At 41.0% G+C, this 21,519-nt stretch carries 17 protein-coding genes, 1 tRNA gene, 1 pseudogene and 1 CRISPR repeat array; of the genes and pseudogenes, 12 read left to right on the top strand and 7 right to left on the bottom strand.

Features of this window, described 5'->3' with window-relative positions:
* The first annotated feature begins 82 nt into the window (after window positions 1–82).
* From recQ to H6G92_RS16360, 3 genes are all read left to right on the top strand, one after another.
* Window positions 83–2,242, top strand: coding sequence for a DNA helicase RecQ (recQ, locus tag H6G92_RS16370; protein ID WP_190894710.1), 2,160 nt, complete (start codon window positions 83–85; stop codon window positions 2,240–2,242).
* A gap of 101 nt (window positions 2,243–2,343) precedes the next feature.
* The gene (locus tag H6G92_RS16365; protein WP_190894709.1) at window positions 2,344–2,916 is read left to right on the top strand and encodes a Uma2 family endonuclease; all 573 of its coding nucleotides are present in this window, start codon (window positions 2,344–2,346) and stop codon (window positions 2,914–2,916) included.
* A 135-nt stretch (window positions 2,917–3,051) separates the two neighbouring features.
* Entirely contained in the window at window positions 3,052–3,309 is a 258-nt protein-coding gene (locus H6G92_RS16360; protein ID WP_190894708.1) for a hypothetical protein, read from the top strand.
* Window positions 3,310–4,244: 935 nt separating this feature from the next.
* Here the strand turns inward: H6G92_RS16360 and H6G92_RS16355 are convergent.
* Window positions 4,245–4,490 carry a hypothetical protein gene (locus H6G92_RS16355; protein ID WP_190894707.1) on the bottom strand — a complete coding sequence of 82 codons (246 nt, stop codon included), beginning with the start codon at window positions 4,488–4,490 and terminating at the stop codon, window positions 4,245–4,247.
* 279 nt (window positions 4,491–4,769) lie between these two features.
* Here H6G92_RS16355 and H6G92_RS16350 point away from each other — a divergent pair, with 279 nt between their 5' ends.
* The gene (locus H6G92_RS16350) at window positions 4,770–6,746 is read left to right on the top strand and encodes an AMP-dependent synthetase/ligase (protein WP_190894706.1); all 1,977 of its coding nucleotides are present in this window, start codon (window positions 4,770–4,772) and stop codon (window positions 6,744–6,746) included.
* Window positions 6,747–6,788: 42 nt separating this feature from the next.
* Window positions 6,789–7,238 (top strand): YlqD family protein, encoded by a 450-nt coding sequence (locus tag H6G92_RS16345; RefSeq protein ID WP_069072569.1) that lies wholly within the window; start codon window positions 6,789–6,791, stop codon window positions 7,236–7,238.
* Between the two features lie 63 nt (window positions 7,239–7,301).
* On the opposite strand, the gene H6G92_RS16340 is transcribed toward H6G92_RS16345, so the two are convergent.
* Entirely contained in the window at window positions 7,302–7,778 is a 477-nt protein-coding gene (locus H6G92_RS16340; RefSeq protein ID WP_190894705.1) for a hypothetical protein, read from the bottom strand.
* A gap of 426 nt (window positions 7,779–8,204) precedes the next feature.
* Between H6G92_RS16340 and H6G92_RS16335 the strand changes: the two genes are divergently transcribed.
* Window positions 8,205–9,506, top strand: coding sequence for a dihydrolipoamide acetyltransferase family protein (locus tag H6G92_RS16335; RefSeq protein WP_190894704.1), 1,302 nt, complete (start codon window positions 8,205–8,207; stop codon window positions 9,504–9,506).
* 162 nt (window positions 9,507–9,668) lie between these two features.
* Window positions 9,669–10,559, top strand: a complete 891-nt coding sequence (locus tag H6G92_RS16330) for an Rpn family recombination-promoting nuclease/putative transposase (RefSeq protein ID WP_190894703.1) — start codon at window positions 9,669–9,671, stop codon at window positions 10,557–10,559.
* An 8-nt stretch (window positions 10,560–10,567) separates the two neighbouring features.
* Here H6G92_RS16330 and H6G92_RS16325 read toward each other — a convergent pair whose 3' ends face one another.
* The 4 genes from H6G92_RS16325 to H6G92_RS16310 all read right to left on the bottom strand — a co-directional run bounded on the left by H6G92_RS16325 (window position 10,568) and on the right by H6G92_RS16310 (window position 16,448).
* Complete coding sequence (locus tag H6G92_RS16325) at window positions 10,568–11,380, bottom strand: class I SAM-dependent methyltransferase (protein WP_190894702.1); 813 nt, start codon at window positions 11,378–11,380, stop codon at window positions 10,568–10,570.
* Window positions 11,381–11,485: 105 nt separating this feature from the next.
* Window positions 11,486–12,280 carry an AraC family transcriptional regulator gene (locus H6G92_RS40865; protein WP_190894701.1) on the bottom strand — a complete coding sequence of 265 codons (795 nt, stop codon included), beginning with the start codon at window positions 12,278–12,280 and terminating at the stop codon, window positions 11,486–11,488.
* Between the two features lie 126 nt (window positions 12,281–12,406).
* Window positions 12,407–14,353 carry a calcium-binding protein gene (locus tag H6G92_RS16315; RefSeq protein ID WP_190894700.1) on the bottom strand — a complete coding sequence of 649 codons (1,947 nt, stop codon included), beginning with the start codon at window positions 14,351–14,353 and terminating at the stop codon, window positions 12,407–12,409.
* Between the two features lie 913 nt (window positions 14,354–15,266).
* Complete coding sequence (locus H6G92_RS16310; protein WP_190894699.1) at window positions 15,267–16,448, bottom strand: RtcB family protein; 1,182 nt, start codon at window positions 16,446–16,448, stop codon at window positions 15,267–15,269.
* 318 nt (window positions 16,449–16,766) lie between these two features.
* Here H6G92_RS16310 and H6G92_RS16305 point away from each other — a divergent pair, with 318 nt between their 5' ends.
* The 3 genes from H6G92_RS16305 (at window position 16,767) to H6G92_RS16295 (ending at window position 18,517) form a co-directional block, all read left to right on the top strand.
* Entirely contained in the window at window positions 16,767–17,654 is an 888-nt protein-coding gene (locus H6G92_RS16305; RefSeq protein ID WP_190894698.1) for a class I SAM-dependent methyltransferase, read from the top strand.
* Entirely contained in the window at window positions 17,651–18,379 is a 729-nt protein-coding gene (locus H6G92_RS16300; RefSeq protein WP_190894697.1) for an HAD family hydrolase, read from the top strand. Before H6G92_RS16305 ends, H6G92_RS16300 begins: the two co-directional genes overlap by 4 nt.
* A gap of 65 nt (window positions 18,380–18,444) precedes the next feature.
* A tRNA-Ala gene (locus H6G92_RS16295) sits at window positions 18,445–18,517 on the top strand.
* Between the two features lie 236 nt (window positions 18,518–18,753).
* Window positions 18,754–19,151: a CRISPR direct-repeat array (repeat unit 38 nt; unit sequence CTTTCAACCCACCCCTAGCCGGGATGGTTGTTGAAACT).
* A gap of 490 nt (window positions 19,152–19,641) precedes the next feature.
* Here H6G92_RS16295 and cas12k read toward each other — a convergent pair.
* Window positions 19,642–20,496: pseudogene (cas12k, locus tag H6G92_RS16290) on the bottom strand (type V CRISPR-associated protein Cas12k); the annotation flags it as partial.
* Window positions 20,497–20,681: 185 nt separating this feature from the next.
* Here cas12k and H6G92_RS16285 point away from each other — a divergent pair.
* Together H6G92_RS16285 and H6G92_RS16280 are read left to right on the top strand one after the other, a co-directional pair.
* Entirely contained in the window at window positions 20,682–20,843 is a 162-nt protein-coding gene (locus tag H6G92_RS16285; protein WP_190894696.1) for a hypothetical protein, read from the top strand.
* Window positions 20,844–21,283: 440 nt separating this feature from the next.
* The gene (locus H6G92_RS16280; protein ID WP_190894695.1) at window positions 21,284–21,421 is read left to right on the top strand and encodes a hypothetical protein; all 138 of its coding nucleotides are present in this window, start codon (window positions 21,284–21,286) and stop codon (window positions 21,419–21,421) included.
* Window positions 21,422–21,519: the final 98 nt, after the last annotated feature.

Raw genomic sequence — 21,519 nt, 5'->3', positions numbered from 1 at the left:
CCCAAAGCTGCCAAAGATGTGAGTTAAAATCCTGATATCTTCATAACTACCCACGCAGAACGCCTCCGAAAAAGCGATCGCTATGCTTCAGTATCCTCATCTCGAACAAGCGCTAAAATATCACTTCGGTTACGACCAATTCCGCCCCGGACAACGGCAAATTATCGAAGATGCGCTGCAAAATCGAGATTTAATGGTTGTAATGCCGACTGGTGGGGGAAAATCACTGTGTTTTCAGCTACCAGCATTGTTAAAAAATGGACTAACGGTGGTAGTGTCGCCGTTAATTGCTTTGATGCAAGACCAAGTAGAAGCACTGCGAAATAATAATATTAACGCGACATTTCTCAATAGTAGTTTGAATGCTTACAAGGTGCGATCGCGGGAAGAAGCCATCCTTAGCGGTAAAGTAAAATTACTATACGTCGCCCCTGAACGCCTCTTGAGTGAAAGGTTTCTACCATTTCTCGATTTAGTTAAAGAAAAAATCGGTATTTCTAGCTTTGCTATTGATGAAGCGCACTGCGTTTCTGAATGGGGACACGACTTTCGTCCAGAATATCGCCAGTTGAAATCTCTGCGAAAACGCTATCCTGATGTTCCTACCGTCGCCCTCACCGCCACAGCAACCGATCGCGTCCGTAGTGATATCATTCAACAACTAGGGCTGAAGCAACCTAGCATCCATCTTGCCAGTTTTAACCGTCAAAATCTTTATTACGAAGTTCGTCCTAAAACTAAGTATGCTTACGCTGAATTGTTAGAACTAATTCGAGAAAGTGAAGGTTCGACAATTATTTATTGCTTAACTCGTAAAAAAGTTGATGAACTAACTTTCAAACTACAAAATGATAAAGTTGTTGTTCTGCCTTATCACGCCGGATTAACTGATGAGGAACGTAGTAGTAATCAAACGCGATTTATTCGCGATGATGTCCGGGTTATGGTGGCAACAATCGCCTTTGGGATGGGAATTAATAAACCCGATGTGCGGTTGGTAGTTCATTTTGATCTGCCCAGAAATATAGAAAGTTATTATCAAGAATCGGGTAGAGCAGGTAGAGACGGAGAACCATCTCGGTGTACAATATTTTTCAGCTTTGGTGATGTTAAAACAATTGAATGGAGTATCGATCAAAAAACTGATCCTCAAGAACAGTTGATTGCCAAGCAACAATTGCGGCAGATGATCGATTACGCTGAAGGCACCGATTGTCGGCGAACGATTCAACTGGGTTATTTTGGAGAAAGGTTTCCTGGGAATTGCGGTAACTGTGACAATTGTCGTCATCCCAAACCCATGCAAGATTGGACAATTGAAGCCATGAAGTTTTTATCTTGTGTGGCCCGTTGCAAAGAAAGATTTGGGATGCTACACATAATTGATGTGTTGCGGGGGGCAAAAAAAGACAAAATTCTCCAATACGAACACGATAAACTTTCTACCTACGGTATTGGTAAAGATAGAACTTTAGATGAATGGCGAATGTTGGGGCGATCGCTACTACATCAAGGGTTAATAGAACAAACTAGCGATGGTTACTCAGTTTTAAAACTAAATGCCTTAAGTTGGCAAGTAATGCGAAAACAACGCACAGTTTCGTTAGCTATAACCACAGTCCAAAAGATTACCTGGGAACAGGGGAGTGAAAAAGCAGAAGAAGCAGAAATATTATTACAGAAGTTGCGATCGCTACGTAAACAATTAGCTGATGAGCAATCTGTACCACCTTACGTCATCTTTCACGATTCCACTTTAAAATTGATGGTACAGGTGCAACCCCAAAACTTAACTGAATTTGCCAAACTTTCTGGTGTAGGTAGTCATAAACTCGCTCAATATGGCGAAAAGTTTATTACAGAAATTCGCGCCTATCGCCAAGAAAAAGGTTTGCAAAATAAATCTGTTACTTCCGTATCTTCTGCCAACTCATCTTCTTCTTACACCGAATTACAGACATTACAATTACATCAACAAGGTTTAAATATTGCTCAAATTGCCCAAAAGCGCAACCTTAGTCCGGCAACAGTTAGCACTCATCTAGAAAAACTAATTGAGAAAAATCAGCCAGTTGATTTAAATCAATTAGTACCTTTAGAACATCAACAAAAAATTTGGCAAGTTTTAGAAGTACTCGGTGACATTTCCCTGACTCCCATCAAAGAACAACTAGGTGAAAGCTACACTTTTGATGAAATTCGCTTAGTACGGAGTAAGTGGCGGCGCGAAAATCGTAAGTGATGATTGAAGAAGAATACAGAATTCAGAATCAATTACTCTGATTCATAAATTCTATTTTATTAAAATACAAAAGCAAGATTAAAGGAATTAGGAGTTAGCCAATGAGTCAGATGCTTAATACAGGAGTACGCTGGACAATTCACGATGTGGAACTGTTAGCAGAAAATGAAGGGACACGCTATGAGATAGTTGATGGAGAATTATTTATGACCAGGGCACCTCACTTTAAACATCAGCAAACTTGTGGCAAAATTTTCCAACAGCTTAACATTTGGTCAGAGTCTACTGGTTTAGGAGAAGCTGTAATCAACCCCGGCGTTTTGTTTTCAGAATCAGATAATGTGATTCCTGATGTAGTTTGGGCTACTAAAGAAACCTTGGCGCTAACATTGGATGAAGCGGGACATTTAACTGGCGCACCAGATTTAGTAGTCGAAGTTTTGTCTGCTAGCAACGAAGACCAAAGACGAGATAAGGAAGCTAAACTTAAACTTTATTCTTCCAGAGGAGTAAAAGAATACTGGATTGCTGATTGGCGATCGCGTAAACTAGAGGTCTATCGGCGCGAACAAAGTCAACTTAACTTGGTAGCAACCTTATTTAGTAGTGATAATCTAATTTCTCCGCTATTGCCTGGTTTTAGCTGTACTTTAGACCAGTTTTTTCCTGTATAAATTTTAGGTTGAATGGAAAAACAAATCTCAAGTAGCGGATTAACTAAAGTCCAAGTACTGATTATGGCGATCGCAGGTGCATTGATGGCACCAGTTTTTGGTAAGATAGCTGATCAAGGTAACTCGTAACCTTCTTTGACTATTGCTGTATCGATGGTGATTGCAAGTTTAGTGATTGCCAAAATTGCTTCTAATTCTGCACTGGCGATCGCTGTTGCTGTATTGTTAGTAGATATAGGTGTACAGGCAGTCCAAGTCACCAATGTTGCAACGATATACACTCTTGATCCTCAATCAAATAGTCGCATCAACACAGTTTACATAACTATCTATTTTATCGGCGGTTCCGTAAGTACTAGCATTGGCCTATTCTGCTGGTATCTTGGTGGCTAAAATTTAGTAACTTGGCAAATGTTATTTTTTACTTTGCTCGCATTTTTTATTATCGTCATACCTAAAATAACTACAGCAATAAAAAATTAAATAATAATAAAAAATCGCGGTAAAAAAGTCAAATTAAGCTCCTAATAACCTTAATTTAGTAGCAATACTATAATTCTTCTCTATTGCCTGCTTTTCGCTGTACTTTAGTCCAGATTTTTTATCTATAAAATTTTATTTTGTGGAAATATACACACTCATTATTTTCCGAAAACAAAATGTGAATAATTTCCCTTAAGATATCGCTTTGCACCAATAACTAAATTTTCTCGTCATCAAAGCGATATCTAGAGAAAATCAGCTTAATATTACGAAAAATTGAGGATTTCAGGGTTAGAATCTTTTGATGTTGCATTGCTTTGGCTTTTTGCAGACAGAATTACTAGCAATTTAGGCAGTGCAAGGCAAGCAACAGTATTTAGCAGCGTCAGTAATATACCATCGATTAAACTCATGTGCGATCGTCTTTATTTCAAAATTGGTGTTTACTATATTTTTAGTTTGAAGCAAAATTAGTACAATTGCTTCAAAGCAGTATTTTAATTTCTTTTATAAGTTATAAGCTAACTAAATATATATATTCTGATAATTTAAAGCGTCAGCCCTCTAAGCGGATGTTTGAAAAGTCGCAAAGTATACTATGAATACCGCTTCCATTCCTCTCCCCAAAAGGTCGAGATTCTTTGAAACCCCCATTCCTTTGTAGGTAAGGGGGGTTAGGTTTCCGAGATTTAGATGTTACCAAAAATACTTTTCAAACATCCTCGAAAGCACAAACTACAAACAATAGAACAATATAATAAATTTGACGAAATTAGAAAGAGTTAATTTAATAGCTGGTCGTCGGAAGCACAGAGGAATTTTTATTGGCATATAGTAATAGTCCATCAATTCGGAGAACACTTAGCACAGAAATCAGGACTGAATTTACAAAATTGGCTACCTGTTACTGGGTAAGCTGTACAATAAGGAAAACTGGTAAGTTCAATTTTGGCTGCTTGTAATTTGGAATCATTCGCCAACGTTTCAGTAACTTTGGTTTTATCGGCCAGAAGGATAGCTAAAAGCTTAGGTAACGCCATGCAAGCAGCAATATTGAGCAGCGTTAGTAGTATAGTGTCTATCAAATTCATAGGTAATCATCCCCTGTGAAACGTAGGCGTAGGCGTAGCCCGTCGTAGACATCGCTGTTTTTATCTACAAGCATAATGTATATATAGCATTGATGTTCAGTCAATCTATTGCTTGCAGTCTATGTAAATTAACTTTAACATAAATTTTTGTAAATATAAACGTGAAATTCCTGGAATTATCATACACAGAGGGGTATGTGGATAATAAGGATTGGTATTGTAGCGTAATAACAAAATAAGCTGGAAAACGATCAGTTTACGATATTTAGGTAAGGTGTTATGTCAACAACCCAAACCGCGTCTTCTTTTTTATCTAACATTAGTGAGCGAGAACGCCAAGCCCTAAAGCGGTTGGTAGATTACACAAATGTGGAATCGCTGCCAGAAATTTGGCCTTTGGCAGCTCAAAAATTTGGTAATATTGTTGCCCTCTGCAACCCTCACGCTAAACCAGAAGTAGCGATTACTTATACCCAGTTGGCAGAGCAAATGCAACTATTTGCTGCTGGGTTACAGGCTTTGGGAATAAAAGTAGGCGATCGCATTTCTTTAATTTCTGACAACAGTCCTCGCTGGTTTATTGCCGATCAAGGCATAATGACTGCTGGAGGGGTTGATGCAGTGCGTAGCTCCCAAGCGGAAAAAGAAGAACTGCTGTTTATCATTGCTAATAGTGGCAGTACGGCAATAGTAGTTGAAGATTTAAAGACACTTAAAAAACTGCAAGACCGCCTTCAAGATTTACCAATTCAGGCGGTAATCTTACTTTCGGATGAAGCACCACCGACAGACGAAACCCTAAAGGTGCTGAATTTTGCCCAGTTGCTCGAAATTGGGAAAAATCATAATTTTGTGCCAGTCAAGCAAAATCGTGACGCTCTGGCAACCTTAATTTACACCTCTGGCACCACAGGTAAACCCAAGGGTGTGATGCTGTCTTATAGCAATTTGATGCACCAAGTGACAACCTTTGGCACAGTATTGCAACCAAATGCGGGCGATATTGTTCTCAGTATCCTGCCTTCGTGGCACAGTTATGAGCGGACTGTTGAATATTACTTACTATCTCAAGGTTGCACGCAAGTTTATACTAACTTACGCTCTGTGAAAGCAGATTTGAGACAATTTAAACCCAACTATATGGTGGGTGTACCCCGCCTGTGGGAATCGATTTATGAAGGAGTGCAAAAGCAGTTCCGTGAGCAACCAGCCAAAAAGCAACGCCTAATTAACTTTTTAATGGGCATTAGCGAAAAATATATCAAAGCCCGGCGAGTTGCTCAAGGATTGAGTCTAAATAATCTTCATGCTTCAGCCATCGAACGATTCGCAGCTAAGATACAAGCAGCTGCTTTATTACCCCTCCATGCCTTGGGAGAACGACTGGTTTATGCCAAAGTGCGAGAAGCCACAGGAGGACAAGTCAAGCAGATGATTAGCGGCGGCGGTGCGCTTCCCAGACACATAGATAACTTCTTTGAAATTATTGGTGTGCAGATTTTGCAAGGCTATGGCTTGACAGAAACTTCTCCTGTTACCCATGTACGTCGTCCTTGGCGAAATTTGATTGGTGCATCAGGACAACCACTTCCGGCTACAGAAGCTAAAATCGTCGATCCTGAGACAAAAGCGCCCCTACCAGTAGAAAAGCGGGGCTTGGTATTGTTGAGGGGGCCGCAAATTATGCAAGGCTATTACCAAAATCCGCAAGCGACAGCGAAAGCAATTGACGCTGAAGGTTGGTTTGATAGCGGCGATTTGGGTTGGCTGACACCACAAGACGACTTGGTGCTAACTGGCAGAGCAAAGGATACGATTGTATTGACTAACGGCGAAAACATCGAGCCGCAGCCGATCGAAGATGCGTGTCTGCGATCGCCATACATCGATCAAATCATGCTTGTCGGCCAAGATCAGCGCAGCTTGGGAGCTTTAATTGTCCCCAATGTCGAAGCTTTAGAAAAATGGGCAGCAAGTCAGAATTTGATACTGGATACGCAGAATGATCAGGTAACTTCCTCAGATAGTCAAAAAATTGACTTCGAGAGTAGAATGATCCAGGATTTATTTCGCCAAGAATTGAATCGGGAAGTGCAAAATCGTCCAGGCTATCGACCGGATGACCGCATCGGGACGTTCAAGCTCATTCTGGAACCGTTTTCCATCGAAAATGGCTTGATGACACAAACACTGAAAGTTCGACGACACGTCGTCACGGAACGCTATCGCGATATTATTGACGGCATGTTTGCCTGATGATTCCACCTCCCAACTAGTAAGAGTGAACGTGAAATATTTATGGATGTCTCCAAATCTAACTTGCTCCTGAAACGTGTTGTTAACGTCAAAGTCATTGTGACTCCCCTCTGGAAAGAGGAAGTACAACAGCAGCTGCAAACGCAGATCAATCAACTCGACCAGCAACTGCAACAGCTAGACGTTGAAGGACAAAGAGCGATCGCTGCAATTCAAAAGCAGAGTCTGCAACCGCCTGGCCCCCAGACCCTCCAACAAATTGACAATATCCAACTCCAAGTCAATCAAAAGAAAAGTGAATTTTTAGAGCAGAAAAATCAATTGCTGCAAAACCTCCAGCAAGTGCAATTTCTTCAGCAAGATCAGGAAGTTAACCAATTCCAAATGGAAGGCTTTTTCCGGGTAGAGACGGGTGATAACCTGATTAGCAAAATGCAGGTCGAAATCGTTCTGCGCGATGGTGTTGTAGAAGAAATTCGCGGCGACATTTAAAAAGTTATGAGTTATGAGTTATGAGTTATGAGTTTAAATTCCTAACTCCTCACTCTTAACTCCTCACTCCTGACTGCTCACTCCAGCCCAAACAATTTGCCACACTGGAGGTGAGCTAGTAAAAAGCGATCGCCCAAAGGTTGTCATCTCAACTCGATATTTAATACCAACTGAATCATCACCCCGTTTGGTTTGCGTAATCGTCACAAAGGCTTGATTCCGTTGCGGATAAGCTACCTCTACCTTTCGCGTTCCTCCCATCGATGCTATGCCGTCAAAGGCATTCAGGGCGAGGGTAGCAGGATCACTACCTTGGAGAGATGAGTTTATCCTTTCTAGAGGTATTGTTTCATAATCGAAACGTTCTGAGTATGCCACAACTTCTTGAGACTGATGTATTGCTCCCACCTGCTGGGTTTGTCCGTTACTAGTCTCAAAAATCGGTGCGGATGTCTGGCGCTGGGTAATATATACTCCAGCGCCAGCAGTGGCAAAGATACCGAGCATCACAATCAAAAAGAATTTTAGCTTTGCCGACATAAAAATAAACAGGAATTTCAAATAGGTTTATTACCAATTTTGAATTCTAGATTGAACTGCATCCGATATCCTCTACCTGTGAGAAGCTCCTGTATCTTAAGCAGTGGTTATGAGGTATATGAATAGCAATCCCATTTAATCTGTGAGAAACTCGTGGTGGTTTTTGCAAGTCAACGACTAAAACGAGATGGCGATATTGGCTAACCATTGAGGATAGCTCTGTATTATAGACCTCCAATTCATATTTAGGTTCCTAGAGTCAATCGATTGGTCATTAGTCATTAATCAAAAGCTAATGCTCCATGCCCAGTCCCCAATACTCAACCTAAAATATAAAATCTCCAGTCCAAAACTCTCCCGCCAAGATACAATTCGATCTGATAAAAGCTGTTAAAGTCCATAAACCATTGATTCCCAAACCACCCTATGAGCATTCACGAAGTATTTATGCCGGCTCTGAGTTCTACCATGACCGAAGGCAAAATCGTCTCCTGGGTGAAATCGCCAGGGGACAAAGTGGAAAAAGGCGAAACAGTGGTGGTTGTAGAGTCAGATAAGGCAGATATGGATGTAGAAACCTTTTATGAGGGATTTCTTGCCCATATCATAGTTGAAGCTGGTGAAACTGCCCCGGTAGGATCTGCGATCGCCTTCATAGCCGAAACGGAAGCTGAAATTGAACAGGCCAAATCTCTTGCCAATTCCGGCGGCGTAGCTGCTAGTGCTACCTCATCCCCTGAACCAATCCCTGCCACAGCCTCAGCGGCAACTCCTGCCTTAGCGTCTCAAAACGGGTCTAACCACAAAGAAGGGAGGCTTGTAGCTTCACCCCGTGCCCGCAAGTTAGCCAAAGAACTCAAAGTTGATTTGACTACACTCCAAGGCAGCGGCCCCCACGGTCGCATTGTCGCCGAAGATGTAGAAGCATTGTCCAATAAGGGCAAACAACCCGCTACTTCCCCAGTTGCCCCGCCAGCACCTGTACCAACCAGCGCCCCAGTTGCACCCCCAGCACCTCGGACACCAGCACCTGCACCAGTGGTTGCGGCTGTTCCCGGTCAAATCGTGCCTCTAACTACCTTCCAAAATGCCGTAGTGCGGAACATGGTGGCTACCATATCCGTGCCCGTCTTCCGTGTCGGTTATACAATTACCACTGATGGATTAGACAAACTTTATAAACAAATTAAATCCAAAGGCGTGACAATGACAGCGCTACTGGCGAAAGCTGTAGCGGTGACTTTACAAAAACACCCACTTTTAAATGCCAGCTACTCAGACCAGGGTATTGTTTATCATTCTGATATCAACATTTCTGTAGCGGTAGCGATGGATGATGGCGGATTGATTACACCTGTACTGCAAAATGCAGACGCAGTAGATATTTATTCTCTATCGCGGACTTGGAAGTCTTTGGTAGAACGTGCCAGGGCAAAACAACTACAGCCCCAAGAATATAACAGTGGTACTTTTACCCTGTCGAATTTGGGGATGTTTGGCGTAGATAAATTTGATGCGATTTTGCCACCTGGACAAGGTTCAATTTTAGCGATCGGGGCATCCCGTCCGCAAGTGGTAGCAACACCCGACGGTTTATTTGGTGTGCGGCAACAAATGCAAGTCAATATTACTTCTGACCATCGCATTATTTACGGTGCCCATGCTGCGGCGTTCTTGCAAGATTTAGCAAAATTGATTGAGACAAATCCTCAATCTTTGACAATGTAATTTTGAAAAGACACCAAATTTAAATGTTAGCGCTATGAGCGAGCAGTAGTTTGTCGTAGAGTAGCGCTAACAATAAATAATACTTAAACTTAAATTTTTGATGGACAAACTATGTAGCGATATCAGATATCTACATGGGTTTTTGTCCAAACTGATATCAAAGTGACATACGACAACACCTTAAAATATCTGGTTGAGCAGTATCCAGAAGATTTTATCCGTTACTTACTTGCATCTGAGGCAACGGATATCCAGATTCTGAAAACAGAATTAAATCAAGAACCAATCCGTGCCGATTCTGTAACCTTTTTGCAAACTGCCAATCAAATACTGCATTTAGAGTTTCAAACCTTACCAGCATCGACTCCACCTTTGCCATTACGGATGTTGGATTATTGGGTGCGGCTATATCGACAATACAATTGCGATATCGAGCAGATAGTGATTTTTCTTAAACCCACAACTTCACAAGCTGTCTTTGTAGATCAATTTACTGCCCGCAATACTACCCACCGTTACCGCATCATCCGAATTTGGGAACAAGATCCAGAACCATTACTGTTATCTCCTGGTTTATTACCTCTAGCAACTTTGGCGCGAACAGATTCTCCTCAAAGGTTACTTCAACAGGTAGCAGTTCAGGTGAGTATGATTGAAGAAGCAGCTACCAAGCAGAGTATCTCGGTATGTACCCAACTTCTTGCTGGGTTGGTATTTGAGCCAGAACTAATTCGTCAGTTTTTAAGGAGAGAAGATATGAGAGAGTCTGCTATTTATCAAGAAATTCTCCAAGAAGGACTTCAAGAAGGGAGACAACGAGGTATTGAACAAGGTATTGAACAAGGTATTGAACAAGGTATTGAACAAGGAAGGCAATCAGAACTGCGGCTAGTGATGCGTCTATTAACTCGGAGGCTCGGTTCAATTAATTCTCAGTTACAATCTCGGTTGCAAGAGTTGTCCCTAGTTCAGTTAGAAAACTTGGGCGAAGTCTTACTAGATTTCGCCAGTGAGGCTGATTTGATGAATTGGTTAAATACAATAGAAAGTTAGAGTTTGCTTTAAACTTTCTGACCAGTTACAAAAAAAGTAAGATTTTCATACCAAGCACCTTCCTCTGTTGCTTCTGCTTCAATTTTTTGACGGTACTCTGCTTTTAATTCTGCCATTTGCTCTAATGAAACTTGTAACAAGGGGTTTTCTCTAGGATGAAACCATCCTCCATCCCATTCTTTAGCTTGCTCTAGATTGTGGTAGAAACCGAGTTGTTGGGTCTTCACCTCAATATTTTTAAAACCAGCTTCTGTGAGCAGATGATGGCATTTTTCGGGAGAGCCTGTTGGCTCATTTATACTTGTCAGCGAAATGCCATGTTTCTCACAGATTTCGATGGTAAGTGGCGCTCCACAAGATTCCTTTGAGCAACAAGAAAAACCGAGAATTCCTCCTGGTTTTAAGAAACGATACCATTTACGTAGAGCAGCAGGAATATCTTTAAAATAGACTATTGCTGTAGAGCAAAGAATTACGTCGAAACTCTCATCATTGAAATCAATATACTCAGCATCGGCTTCAATAAGTTCGATATTTTGCAAGTCTAATTCTTCAATTTTATGTTGTGCTTGGGTTAGCATCCCTGAAGAAAAATCTACTCCAGTTACTTTTCCCTCAGAGCCGACAATTTGTGCAACAGCAATAGCAATGATACCTGTGCCTGTTGCCATATCCAATACTTTTTGCCCCTTTTGCAGTTGAACTAAATCTAGGAGAGGGAGAGCGCGCTCAATTGTATAATTGTTATCGTAGCTAGTTCTGCTATCGAAGAAATCAATTACTTTTTTCTTATACTCTTGTTCATATTGGCTATTTTCCATAATATTTTTTTTTGACTGGTCAATTATAAGAATAAGTTGTGAGTAAAACTTCTGTCTTGTGAAAACTTGCTTTAAAAATGTTAAAATCTTGCAAACTCACAAAATTTATATCATTTCTCTATATGCTTTGGGTGTAATTCCTACATACTTGCGAAAAATATTAGTAAAGTTGCTTTGGCTAGAACAGCCAACTTGAAGTGCAATTTCAATAATAGGTAACTGGCTATAAGTAAGTAAAAATTTAGCTCGTTCAACTCGACATTTAATGACGTATTGATGTGGAGAAATACCCATTAAACGTTTAAACCAACGACAGAATGAATAGAAACTCATATTTACTAAGCTAGCCAGTTCTACCAACGTTAATTCTAGTGCTAAATTGTCATAAATATAATCAATTATCTGCCGTAATTGGCGCTCAGAAAGATTAACCTCAAACTCTGAATTTAGTTGCCGTGTTCCAGAATAAGTTTTGAGGAGATGGGCTGCTAGAGCGATCGCAACTGATTCACCATATAATTTACCAGATGGACATCCGGCTTGAAGCTCTGTTTTGAGTGCCATTCCCAGATGAAGAATTTGGCGATCGCAGACTCCGCGCTGTGGGATAATTTCAATATTACGATAGCTTCCAACGATCGCATCATCTGCTACTCTCTTAAATAAACTGGAATCAAAACAGACTAGGAGAAATTTGATTTCCTGATTCCAACGCGCTTGAGTCGGAATCCCCTTTGGAGTGGCATTAATCAAACCTCTCCTCATCTGCGTACTGTGTAACTTTCCACCTGCTAGTCGCCAGTCTATTTGACAAGAATTACCAAGCCAAATATTAATGCTGTGCTGCTGTAAGCAAAGCTCTGGACATTCAAAAGCGGGTAAATGATGCTGTTCAAGCACAATCCCGTTCCAGTGATTAGTGCTGGATAAAATAGGAGATTTGCTACTACAAGAAAGATGGTAAGCTAATACATGACAAAATTAGATCCAGTACAGTTGCGTTGATGTCAGGAAAACCAAGATTGATTAAACAACTACAAAGTTGCTGACGCTTAGTGAAGATACACCATCAAATTGTGCGAATTTTTTCTGAGCAAATCCACTATTGCTGCCATCTTGGTCGAAGTAAAGCGCCCCTGAGCTACTGTCGAAAATCAATCGCTGATCTTTTGTTGTTGCAGTTGTGCCGAGGGTAAATTGACTAGGAAGGATTGAACTTGGTGATAAACCCCCACCGAAACCCGCAGCAGATACTTGAATGTGGTCAATGCTAGTGAAGTCGTAGATAATATCAAGCCCTTCATTATAACTATTGAAAACAAAGGTATCTTGATTTGCACCACCAGTCAGGAAATCATTACCACCACCACCAGTCAATACATCACTCCCATCACCGCCAATTAGAGTATCATTATCGTTGCCACCGTTGAAAGTACTACTACCGCCAGCACCAAAGGCTGATAGATAATCATTACCATCGCCACCATTTAGCAAGCTATTCTTATATGAATACTCAACAGTCAAGCGATCGCTACCTGTACCACCATCTAGTATATTAGTACTAAATGAACCGTTAGCATTTAAGGTGTCATTACCTATACCGCCCTTCAAAGTAAAAAACGTGTTATCGAAGTGAAAGACAGCGCCAGTAGCAGATAGATAATCATCTCCATCGCCACCATCTAATATATTCGTACCAGATGTAGAGTCTGCGTAAATGAAATCGTTACCTGTGCCACCATTCAGGAAGTTACCGCCATAGGTAGCATAAGCATTTAAGGTATCATTACCTGCACCACCATTCAGGGTATTACTGCTGCCAAAGAAGCCGGAGTAGCTATTAGCAATAGATAAATAATCATTGCCATCGCCACCATCTAGTCGGCTCGCTCCACCTGTAGCTTCTGCATATAAAAAGTCGTTACCTGTACCACCATAGATGGTATTCTTATTACGTGAATTGTCGTTAACACGTAAGAGATCGTTACCTGCACCGCCATTGAGGGTGTCATCGCCACCACTACCGCCGTTGAGTGTATCGTCGCCGTTGCTACCTACAATTTTGTCGTTATATGCTGTACCTTTGATTTCTAACCGTTCGATATTCTTGTAGCAGACTTGATTTGTGTCGGCAGTGATCGAACCTTGGTTAGTACTAGGGTCGTATGTTGAGGTGATGCCTGCGATCGCATTACTATAGTCAATGTACAAGTAATCGTTATCTGTGCCTCCATCAACTGTTTGAGTTACCAAAGAATAGACAATATTCTCTGGACTACTAATATAGAAATAGTCATCACCACTACCACCATTCAAAGTGTTAGAACCTTGAACTTCATAGGCATAAAAAGTATCTGCTCCGTTTCCACCTGAAACTGTATTCTTGCCTTTCCATTGATAATTAATGTCAAGGGTGTCATTTCCATCACCTCCGTCGAGAACATTATTACCAGCAGACAAATTAGCTCCAATATAATCATTTCCGGTTCCACCCTGGAGGGTATTGTTTCCTATGGCGTAGCGGGCAGAAAGACTATCATCCCCAGAACCACCATCTAAGATATTTTTTCCATAAGAGAAGGAAACATCTAAGGTATCGTTTCCAATTCCACCTTTGAGAGTGTTGCTTCCAGTTGAGCTATAAGCGTAAAGTTCATCATTTCCCATCCCACCATCTAAAAGGTTGTTCCCAGAAGAGTTGGCGGCATAGAAGGAATCATTACCTGCTTCACCGTATAGACTATTATTACCCTCTTCTCCGTTTAAATAGTCATTCCCTTCACCACCATAGAGGTAATCATTACCTAAGCCTCCATAAAGTTTGTCATTATCATTACCACCATAAAGATAGTCATCACCTAACCCCCCATAGAGGTTATCGTCTCCGGCAAGCCCCATGATAATATCATTTTCATTACCACCATAGAGAAAATCAAGGTAATTTTTGTCATCTTTACCATTGATAATTGCCATAATTTTGGCTCCCTTTAAATCAAAGTTTTATACAGTTTTGAATTGATATTTAGCGCTGTTGTAATACACTAATGATTGACCGAAAATTTGCACCATTAGCAGAATTCGTGTCGCCTTATAGAGACACAAATTCTGTATAAACTTTGACCATGCTAATGGATTTGCTGGTAATACTTTAATAGTTGTCTAACGTTTTTCAGAAATATCTCTAGCCTTGGGAACTGCACGCTAACAACGGATACGTTAGAGCAATAAATCATCTCCGGCTTTTATTAACGATCTTTAGAGCCAATAGTAATTTCGCCAAATATGTCAAACAATTAATGGCTGTTAAATCTGCCAGTGAAGTTATAAGACTTCAATTAATAAGTTATCACTCTGTCAGCAGATAGTATTTTCTTTGACACTAAACTTTACTTCCTTCTACCCAAATGATTGCCTTCTTAAAAACTCAAGACTTATATAGGACTAGTATTTGATTTTTGAAAAGATACGTAGGGTGCGTTACGCTGTCGCTAACGCACCATTCTTAAGGCTTTGGTGCGTTACGGCTTACTTAGATTTTTTCAGAAATCAAATATGATTTCTATATACATGATGAGTTAAGATCATCACGTGTAACTTAGGGCAATGGATTAATATTCAGGCACTAGACAAAAGTCTTAAATACGACTACGTACACATAGTAAATTTGAAGCTGATTATGGAGATTCACCCAACCGATGAAGCATTAGAGAAACTATGAAAAATAGCCGAGAAAAATCAAGTAACCAGAAGTGAAGTAATAAACATTTTCGCTCGCGGTAGCGAATTGTGTTAAGTATTATCTCTAGGCTTTTAATATCTTTGCACTTACCTCAGTATACCTCTATGTTTAAAAAATAAAAAAGGTGGGTAGTGCCCACCTTTTTATTTATCCTTTGACACAAAGAACTTGCTTTAGTGTGGCTACAACTTCAACCAAATCTGCTTGATTTGCCATCACTTGTTCTATAGGTTTATAAGCACCAGGAATTTCATCTAGCACACCCTCATCTTTGCGGCATTCTACGCCATTTGTTTGCTCAATTAAATCATCAAGTGTGTAGACATTCTTTGCCTTATTTCTAGACATCAAACGCCCTGCACCGTGGGAACAAGAACAGAAACTGTGGGCATTACCTTTACCCTTAACGATGAAAGATTTTGCCCCCATCGAACCAGGAATAATCCCATAATCATCAGTTTGGGCGCGGACTGCACCCTTACGAGTAACGTATACATCCTCATCAAAATGCACTTCTTTTTCGGCGTAATTGTGATGACAATTAACCTGTAATAAAGGTTTAGTTGCCTTCCCACCTGCCAGATGCTTCTCAACTATGTGCTTAAAACGCGCCATCATCACATCGCGGTTGACACGCGCATAGTCTTGTGACCATTGCAAATCGTGCCAATATGCTTGGAATTCTGGTGTACCAGCGACAAAGTGAGCTAAATCAGGGTCAGGCAATTTATTACCTGCCATTTTTGCTAATTCCCTGGCCGTGTGAATATGACACTGGGCCAGTTTATTGCCGATGTTACGTGAACCAGAATGCAGCATCAGCCAAACTTGATTCTCTGTATCAAGGCACACCTCAATAAAATGGTTTCCTCCACCGAGAGAACCCATCTGTTTCATTGCTTTACTTTGTAGGTCTTGCACGCCGCGATGCAAGTCTTTAAAATCATCCCAGTGTTGCCAGTTGATAACAGATTTTTCAACGTCTTTGTTTTCGTTGAATCCAGTAGGAATTGCAGCTTCAATATCCAGGCGGATTTTCTTCAGTTTACCTTCCAGTTGTTCGGCGGTAAATGCTGTTTTAATGGCGCTCATACCACAACCAATATCCACACCGACAGCAGCTGGTATAATTGCCTCTTTGGTTGCAATTACAGAACCCACTAAGGCACCTTTTCCTAAGTGAACATCTGGCATTAATGCCACGTGTTTAAACACAAATGGTAATGATGCCACATTCTTTGCCATCTTAGTTTCTTCTGGGTCTAAAGAGTGATTTGCCCAAGATAAGACGGGTGCTGGTGTGGTAATTTCTAATTTTTCGTAGGGCATAATCTCTTCTATTTTAGATTTTAAATTTTAGTTTTTGGATTGGGTATAGGGCACTGATAATTATCGCTCTGCTTTATAACCCATTACCTAGTTAGTTGTAGCAATTTAAATGTTGTATTGTCTTTCATTTGGCTCCCTCAATTTTCGTGAAGTTGAAGAACTACTTTTAGGAGTAATATTTTTATACTACAAATGTAACAAAATAAACTACAAGCGTCAACCTCTCACTCCAGAGGGAAAGCAGATATTTTCCAAATGTATTAAAATTTGTAAAGAAAATTACCCTGTTTAAATAGCCCCTTAGAGTTCTGACACAATATGGCAGTGCGTCAAGATACAATCTGGGAACGTTTTTTATCCCCTGTAGTGCGTCTTTTGATTGATGAAGATGGATTACAGCGTTACGCTGATAGTATTGACTGGGAGAAAGAGTGCGATCGCTATCGACGAGATGATGTGATAATTCCCCCGTACTACAGCAGTCAAAACTTTCACGGTATTACAGGCGGATATCTCAATTACGGTGCAGCAGTTAGTTACGATCCGATTACGCAATATGTTCTGCCACCGAATGAAACTATTATCCGTCAGGCTTTAATTGATGCCGTCAAGGTAAAACCACGACGCATACTTGACTTAGGCTGTGGTACAGGTTCCACTACCTTAATGTTAAAGCAAGCTTTCCCCCAAGCGGAAGTTATTGGTTTGGATTTATCACCCTATATGCTTGTAAGGGCAGAAGATAAAGCTATAAATGCTGGTTTCGATATAGTCTGGCGACATGGAAATGCTGAAAAAACTGGTTTGAGTGACGCAACATTTGACCTAGTAACAGCTTCTTTGCTATTCCACGAAACACCAGATGCGGTGTCCTTAGCAATTTTGCGGGAAAGCTTCCGGTTACTGGTAACTGGAGGGCAAGTATTAATTCTAGATGGGAATCAGAAGACTCTGCGTCAGTTAGAATGGCTCAATGATGTTTTTGAAGAGCCATATATTCGTGAATATGCTGCTGGTAGCGTAGACGCGAATATGGGTGCAGCCGGATTTGAAGCTGTGCGATCGCAGGATGTATGGTGGATACATCAGTTAACTAGCGGCGTTAAACCGAGCGCAACTGAAAATATCCGTCAATATACTGCCACATCAATAGATAATAATGATTTGGAGGGACTTGGATCTCCAGCATTTGGCATAATGGCATGAGTTTAAAGGCAGTTCTCTTTGATTTTAATGGTGTCATCATTAACGATGAGCCAATCCACCTGCAACTGATAGATGAGATTCTCATTCAAGAAAATCTCCAACCCCAACGCGTAAATGAGCGTCAAGCTTCTCTAGGACGCAGCGATCGCGCTTGTTTTCAGCAACTACTCGCTAATCGTGGTAGAGTCGCTAACGAAAGCTATTTAACTCAGTTGCTATACCGCAAAGCCCAAGCCTATGTGGTGGAACTAGAGAAAATCGAGAAACTGCCTTTATATCCAGGTGTAGAAGACTTAATATATCAGGTGCGATCGCGTAATCTGAAACTAGGTTTAGTCAGTGGCGCTATTCGCCAAGAAATAGAATTGGTACTCCATCGATCTAAACTGGCTGAACATTTTAAAATTATCGTCGCGGGTGATGACATTACCACCAGTAAACCAGAACCCGATGGTTATCTACTGGCAGTGAAACGTCTAAATAAAGAATATCCAGAATTGAATCTTCAACCACACGAGTGTCTGGCAATTGAAGATACTCCAGCAGGTATCGAAGCGGCGAAGCGATCGCAAATGCAAGTTGTTGGTGTAGCCAATACTTACCCATTCCATATGCTCCAGCGCTGCTGTAACTGGACTGTTGATTATTTGAGTGATTTGGAACTCGAACGGGTTCAGAAGGTTTATTCTCAAAAACAGCCTCAACCATCGGTAACTGAATGTTAGAATACTCTATGGTGATAGTGTATTAAGTTAATGAGTGATATTACTCTTGACTTAGCACAGATTTTGGGGAATTAGCTCAGTTGGTAGAGCGCTGCGATCGCACCGCAGAGGCCATCGGTTCAAATCCGTTATTCTCCATTTGTCCTGTAGAGCGACAAATTATTTGTCCGTGGCGACACAATATTTGTCAAAATTTCTATATCGACAAATTATTTGTCATTACAATTTTGCGCTGCTTAACTTACTGCTTCAACTGTTGTACGATCGCAGCGCTCCTTTCAACCCTCCTAATAACTTAGTTATACTCTTTAACCATTTTAAAATCTGGTTAATGCGAGTACATAGTTTTTATTGCTTATTTTTTCAACTTAAGCCTTTCAACCCACCCCTAGCCGGGATGGTTGTTGAAACTAAAATGACTACTATACAGCCAAGAATAGCCGTCTTTCAACCCACCCCTAGCCGGGATGGTTGTTGAAACTCCTGAATAATGCCCAATTTACTAGCGCAATGGCAACTTTCAACCCACCCCTAGCCGGGATGGTTGTTGAAACTACTATCGTCAAATCCCTAAATCTAAAGATGCATTCTTTCAACCCACCCCTAGCCGGGATGGTTGTTGAAACACCAGTTTCTAGATAATCCATTTGATGAGATAGAACCTTTCAACCCACCCCTAGCCGGGATGGTTGTTGAAACTTAGCGATTGCGACCACCAAGCGCAAATTAGCTGTCTTTCAACCCACCCCTAGCCGGGATGGTTGTTGAAACTCTACCCGTCTAGAACCCTTGCTATAAAAGCTTTCCATACACATAATTTGGCAGGTCTGCTTAAAAAGTCTCGAATTGCAAATTAAAAAACTAAATGCATTGACATACTAGTTTGTTAAGTCAAGACTGGATAAGGGTTTTAAAGTTTTGGCGGGACTCCAGGGATTTTGCCCCCGCTTTGACACGCCAAAAAAATATTTGGAGGGTTCCCCCGACGAAGGGGGTGATTCAGTAGCCACCACTGTGGTAATCCACACCATTATGAATAACGACTATGGCTAAAAGCCTTACTCCTTATTGCTGGGAGCGCACCTATCCTGTCTTGCGACAGCAGCATCAGAAGCGGGCAGCTACCAGGGTCAGAAAGCATGACGGTCTTCCAACCGCCAAACTAACCCAGATTTTTCACAGTACATTGGCTCAAAAAAGCATGAACTGCGGCGCTGTTATAAAAATATTATATTTTTTAGGTTCGGATTAGTGAATTAAATTTAAGCGGCTTGACGTTCTTGGTAAGCAAAGACGGCTAAATTTCCCGCCTTTTCTTGTGGACTACCTTTAATTGGCTGTGTACCAATTTCAGTAGAAATTCCGACTTTTGCAGCTTGGGATTTAATACTTTCAATTAATCGACCGTAACTCCAGCGATGAATGCTCATACGATATTCTTTGGCATATTTTTGTTGAGCTTCCTTGTAACCAGGACATTTCTTCTCTGCTCTGGATTGGATTTCGCTACTGATTTGCTCACGCATATCGCGGAGTTTTGGGATAACTATGCTGTCTGCTTGATAGGTTTTGGCGATCGCAATAATTGCATCAGTCAATAATCTATCTATATATTGCCCTAACTCTGATTCACCAAAGGAGTTTGGCGCATTCTGTTTCTGAGCTTTGTGCCGTTCGTGAGATAGGCGTTGCTGTTGTTGTCGCTGACGATTGAGAAGATTGTAGTTTTCACCAAGTAGTTGTTTGACGCTGCGATAAGCTAGAACTTCATTTTTAACAACATCTACCACCGCTACTGTGACTGGCTTTTTTAGACCAAAACTAACGCCAACTAGGATTGAAGGTTGACCTTGATAATTAGGCTTGCTGGGACGAGGGAAAGGGTTATTAATTCGATCTAGCGTTGATTGCTGACGAGTGATAAAAGCCTGCTGTTTATCTTTGAGGTCAGCTTTCTGTTTTACCTTCGTTAAAGTGTTGGTAATTCTGGTGACTTTCTCTTCAACCACTTGTTGAGTTCCTTCAGTAGTCCACATCCGAGTATCTAAAGAGCAGTAGAGATTTAGCTGATTTACTTTCCAGACTTCACCTTTTTTTTCACCTGGCAACCAAGCGACATTGAATTGTAATAACGCTCATGGTGTCCTCAACTTTGTGGATTGGGTAACACTGACAGGATTGTTAATTGTTTTTTTACTTTTAATATTATAGCGGAATTCCGCAATAGCGCAATTCCGCAAATGTTTTTTTTACTGAGAGGCTGTGCAAAAATGAAAGCCGCAAGCTTTGGCTTCAAATTAGGATGGCAGAAGAAACTAGAGAAGTTCGGGGTAGACTCCCTAAAGACTTAAAAATCGCTTTTGAAATTGCCTGTGCGCGTCTGGAATTGACCCAGACTGCGGCTTTGGAGGAGGCGATTAGAGATTGGTTAAAAAAGAAAGAGTCCGCTACTGATGAAAAGTAGCAGGATTGTGGAAAGCGATCGCCTTTTACTTGTGTAAGCTTTAGCTAAGAACTTGGCTGTAATTGTTGAACAGCGCAGGCGATGTCTACGACGGCTACGCCTACGCATTTTTTTTCTTAAAGCGATCGCTTTTTAAAATGCGGTGTGTTGTGTCAGCACAAGCGTAAATTGAATTTGCTCACAAGAAACCCAGCAATTAGAAAATTACCTTGGATACGACACCTCTTGCTTTACCGTAATGCTGCTGAGGTGGTTTGTCTCAAATTGCATTATTAAAGATATGTACTGAACTTTATATATTAATCGTAATTTTACGAGGTAATTTAGTTACCGATTAAACATTACAAATAATATTTATTGGCACTTTAGAGAGGGCAGGTAGTAAGAAATTAATCCTTACTGCCTATCCTTTGCTGCCTACTTTTAAATACAGAGAAACGATGACGGAAACGTTAAACCCCACACCAGGCTCTATAGTTAGTTGTCGCAATCGGCAGTGGGTTGTATTACCTGCCGAGAATCAAGATGTTATTCGCTTGCGTCCTCTCTCTATTGGTGACAACTTAAGAAAAAGGTAAGCTTGTCAACAGGTGCATCAAGGGAAAAAACGATGGGAAATCCAAGAGTCGGAAACCCAGATCACAAGCGGGATAGAAACATGCCAGCGCCAGAAAAC

Origin of the sequence: Nostoc foliaceum FACHB-393 (assembly GCF_014698505.1) — a bacterium.
GTDB lineage: Bacteria > Cyanobacteriota > Cyanobacteriia > Cyanobacteriales > Nostocaceae > Nostoc > Nostoc foliaceum_A.
Note: the sequence above shows the minus strand (reverse complement) of the source record. Positions and strands in the feature narration are given on the sequence as shown.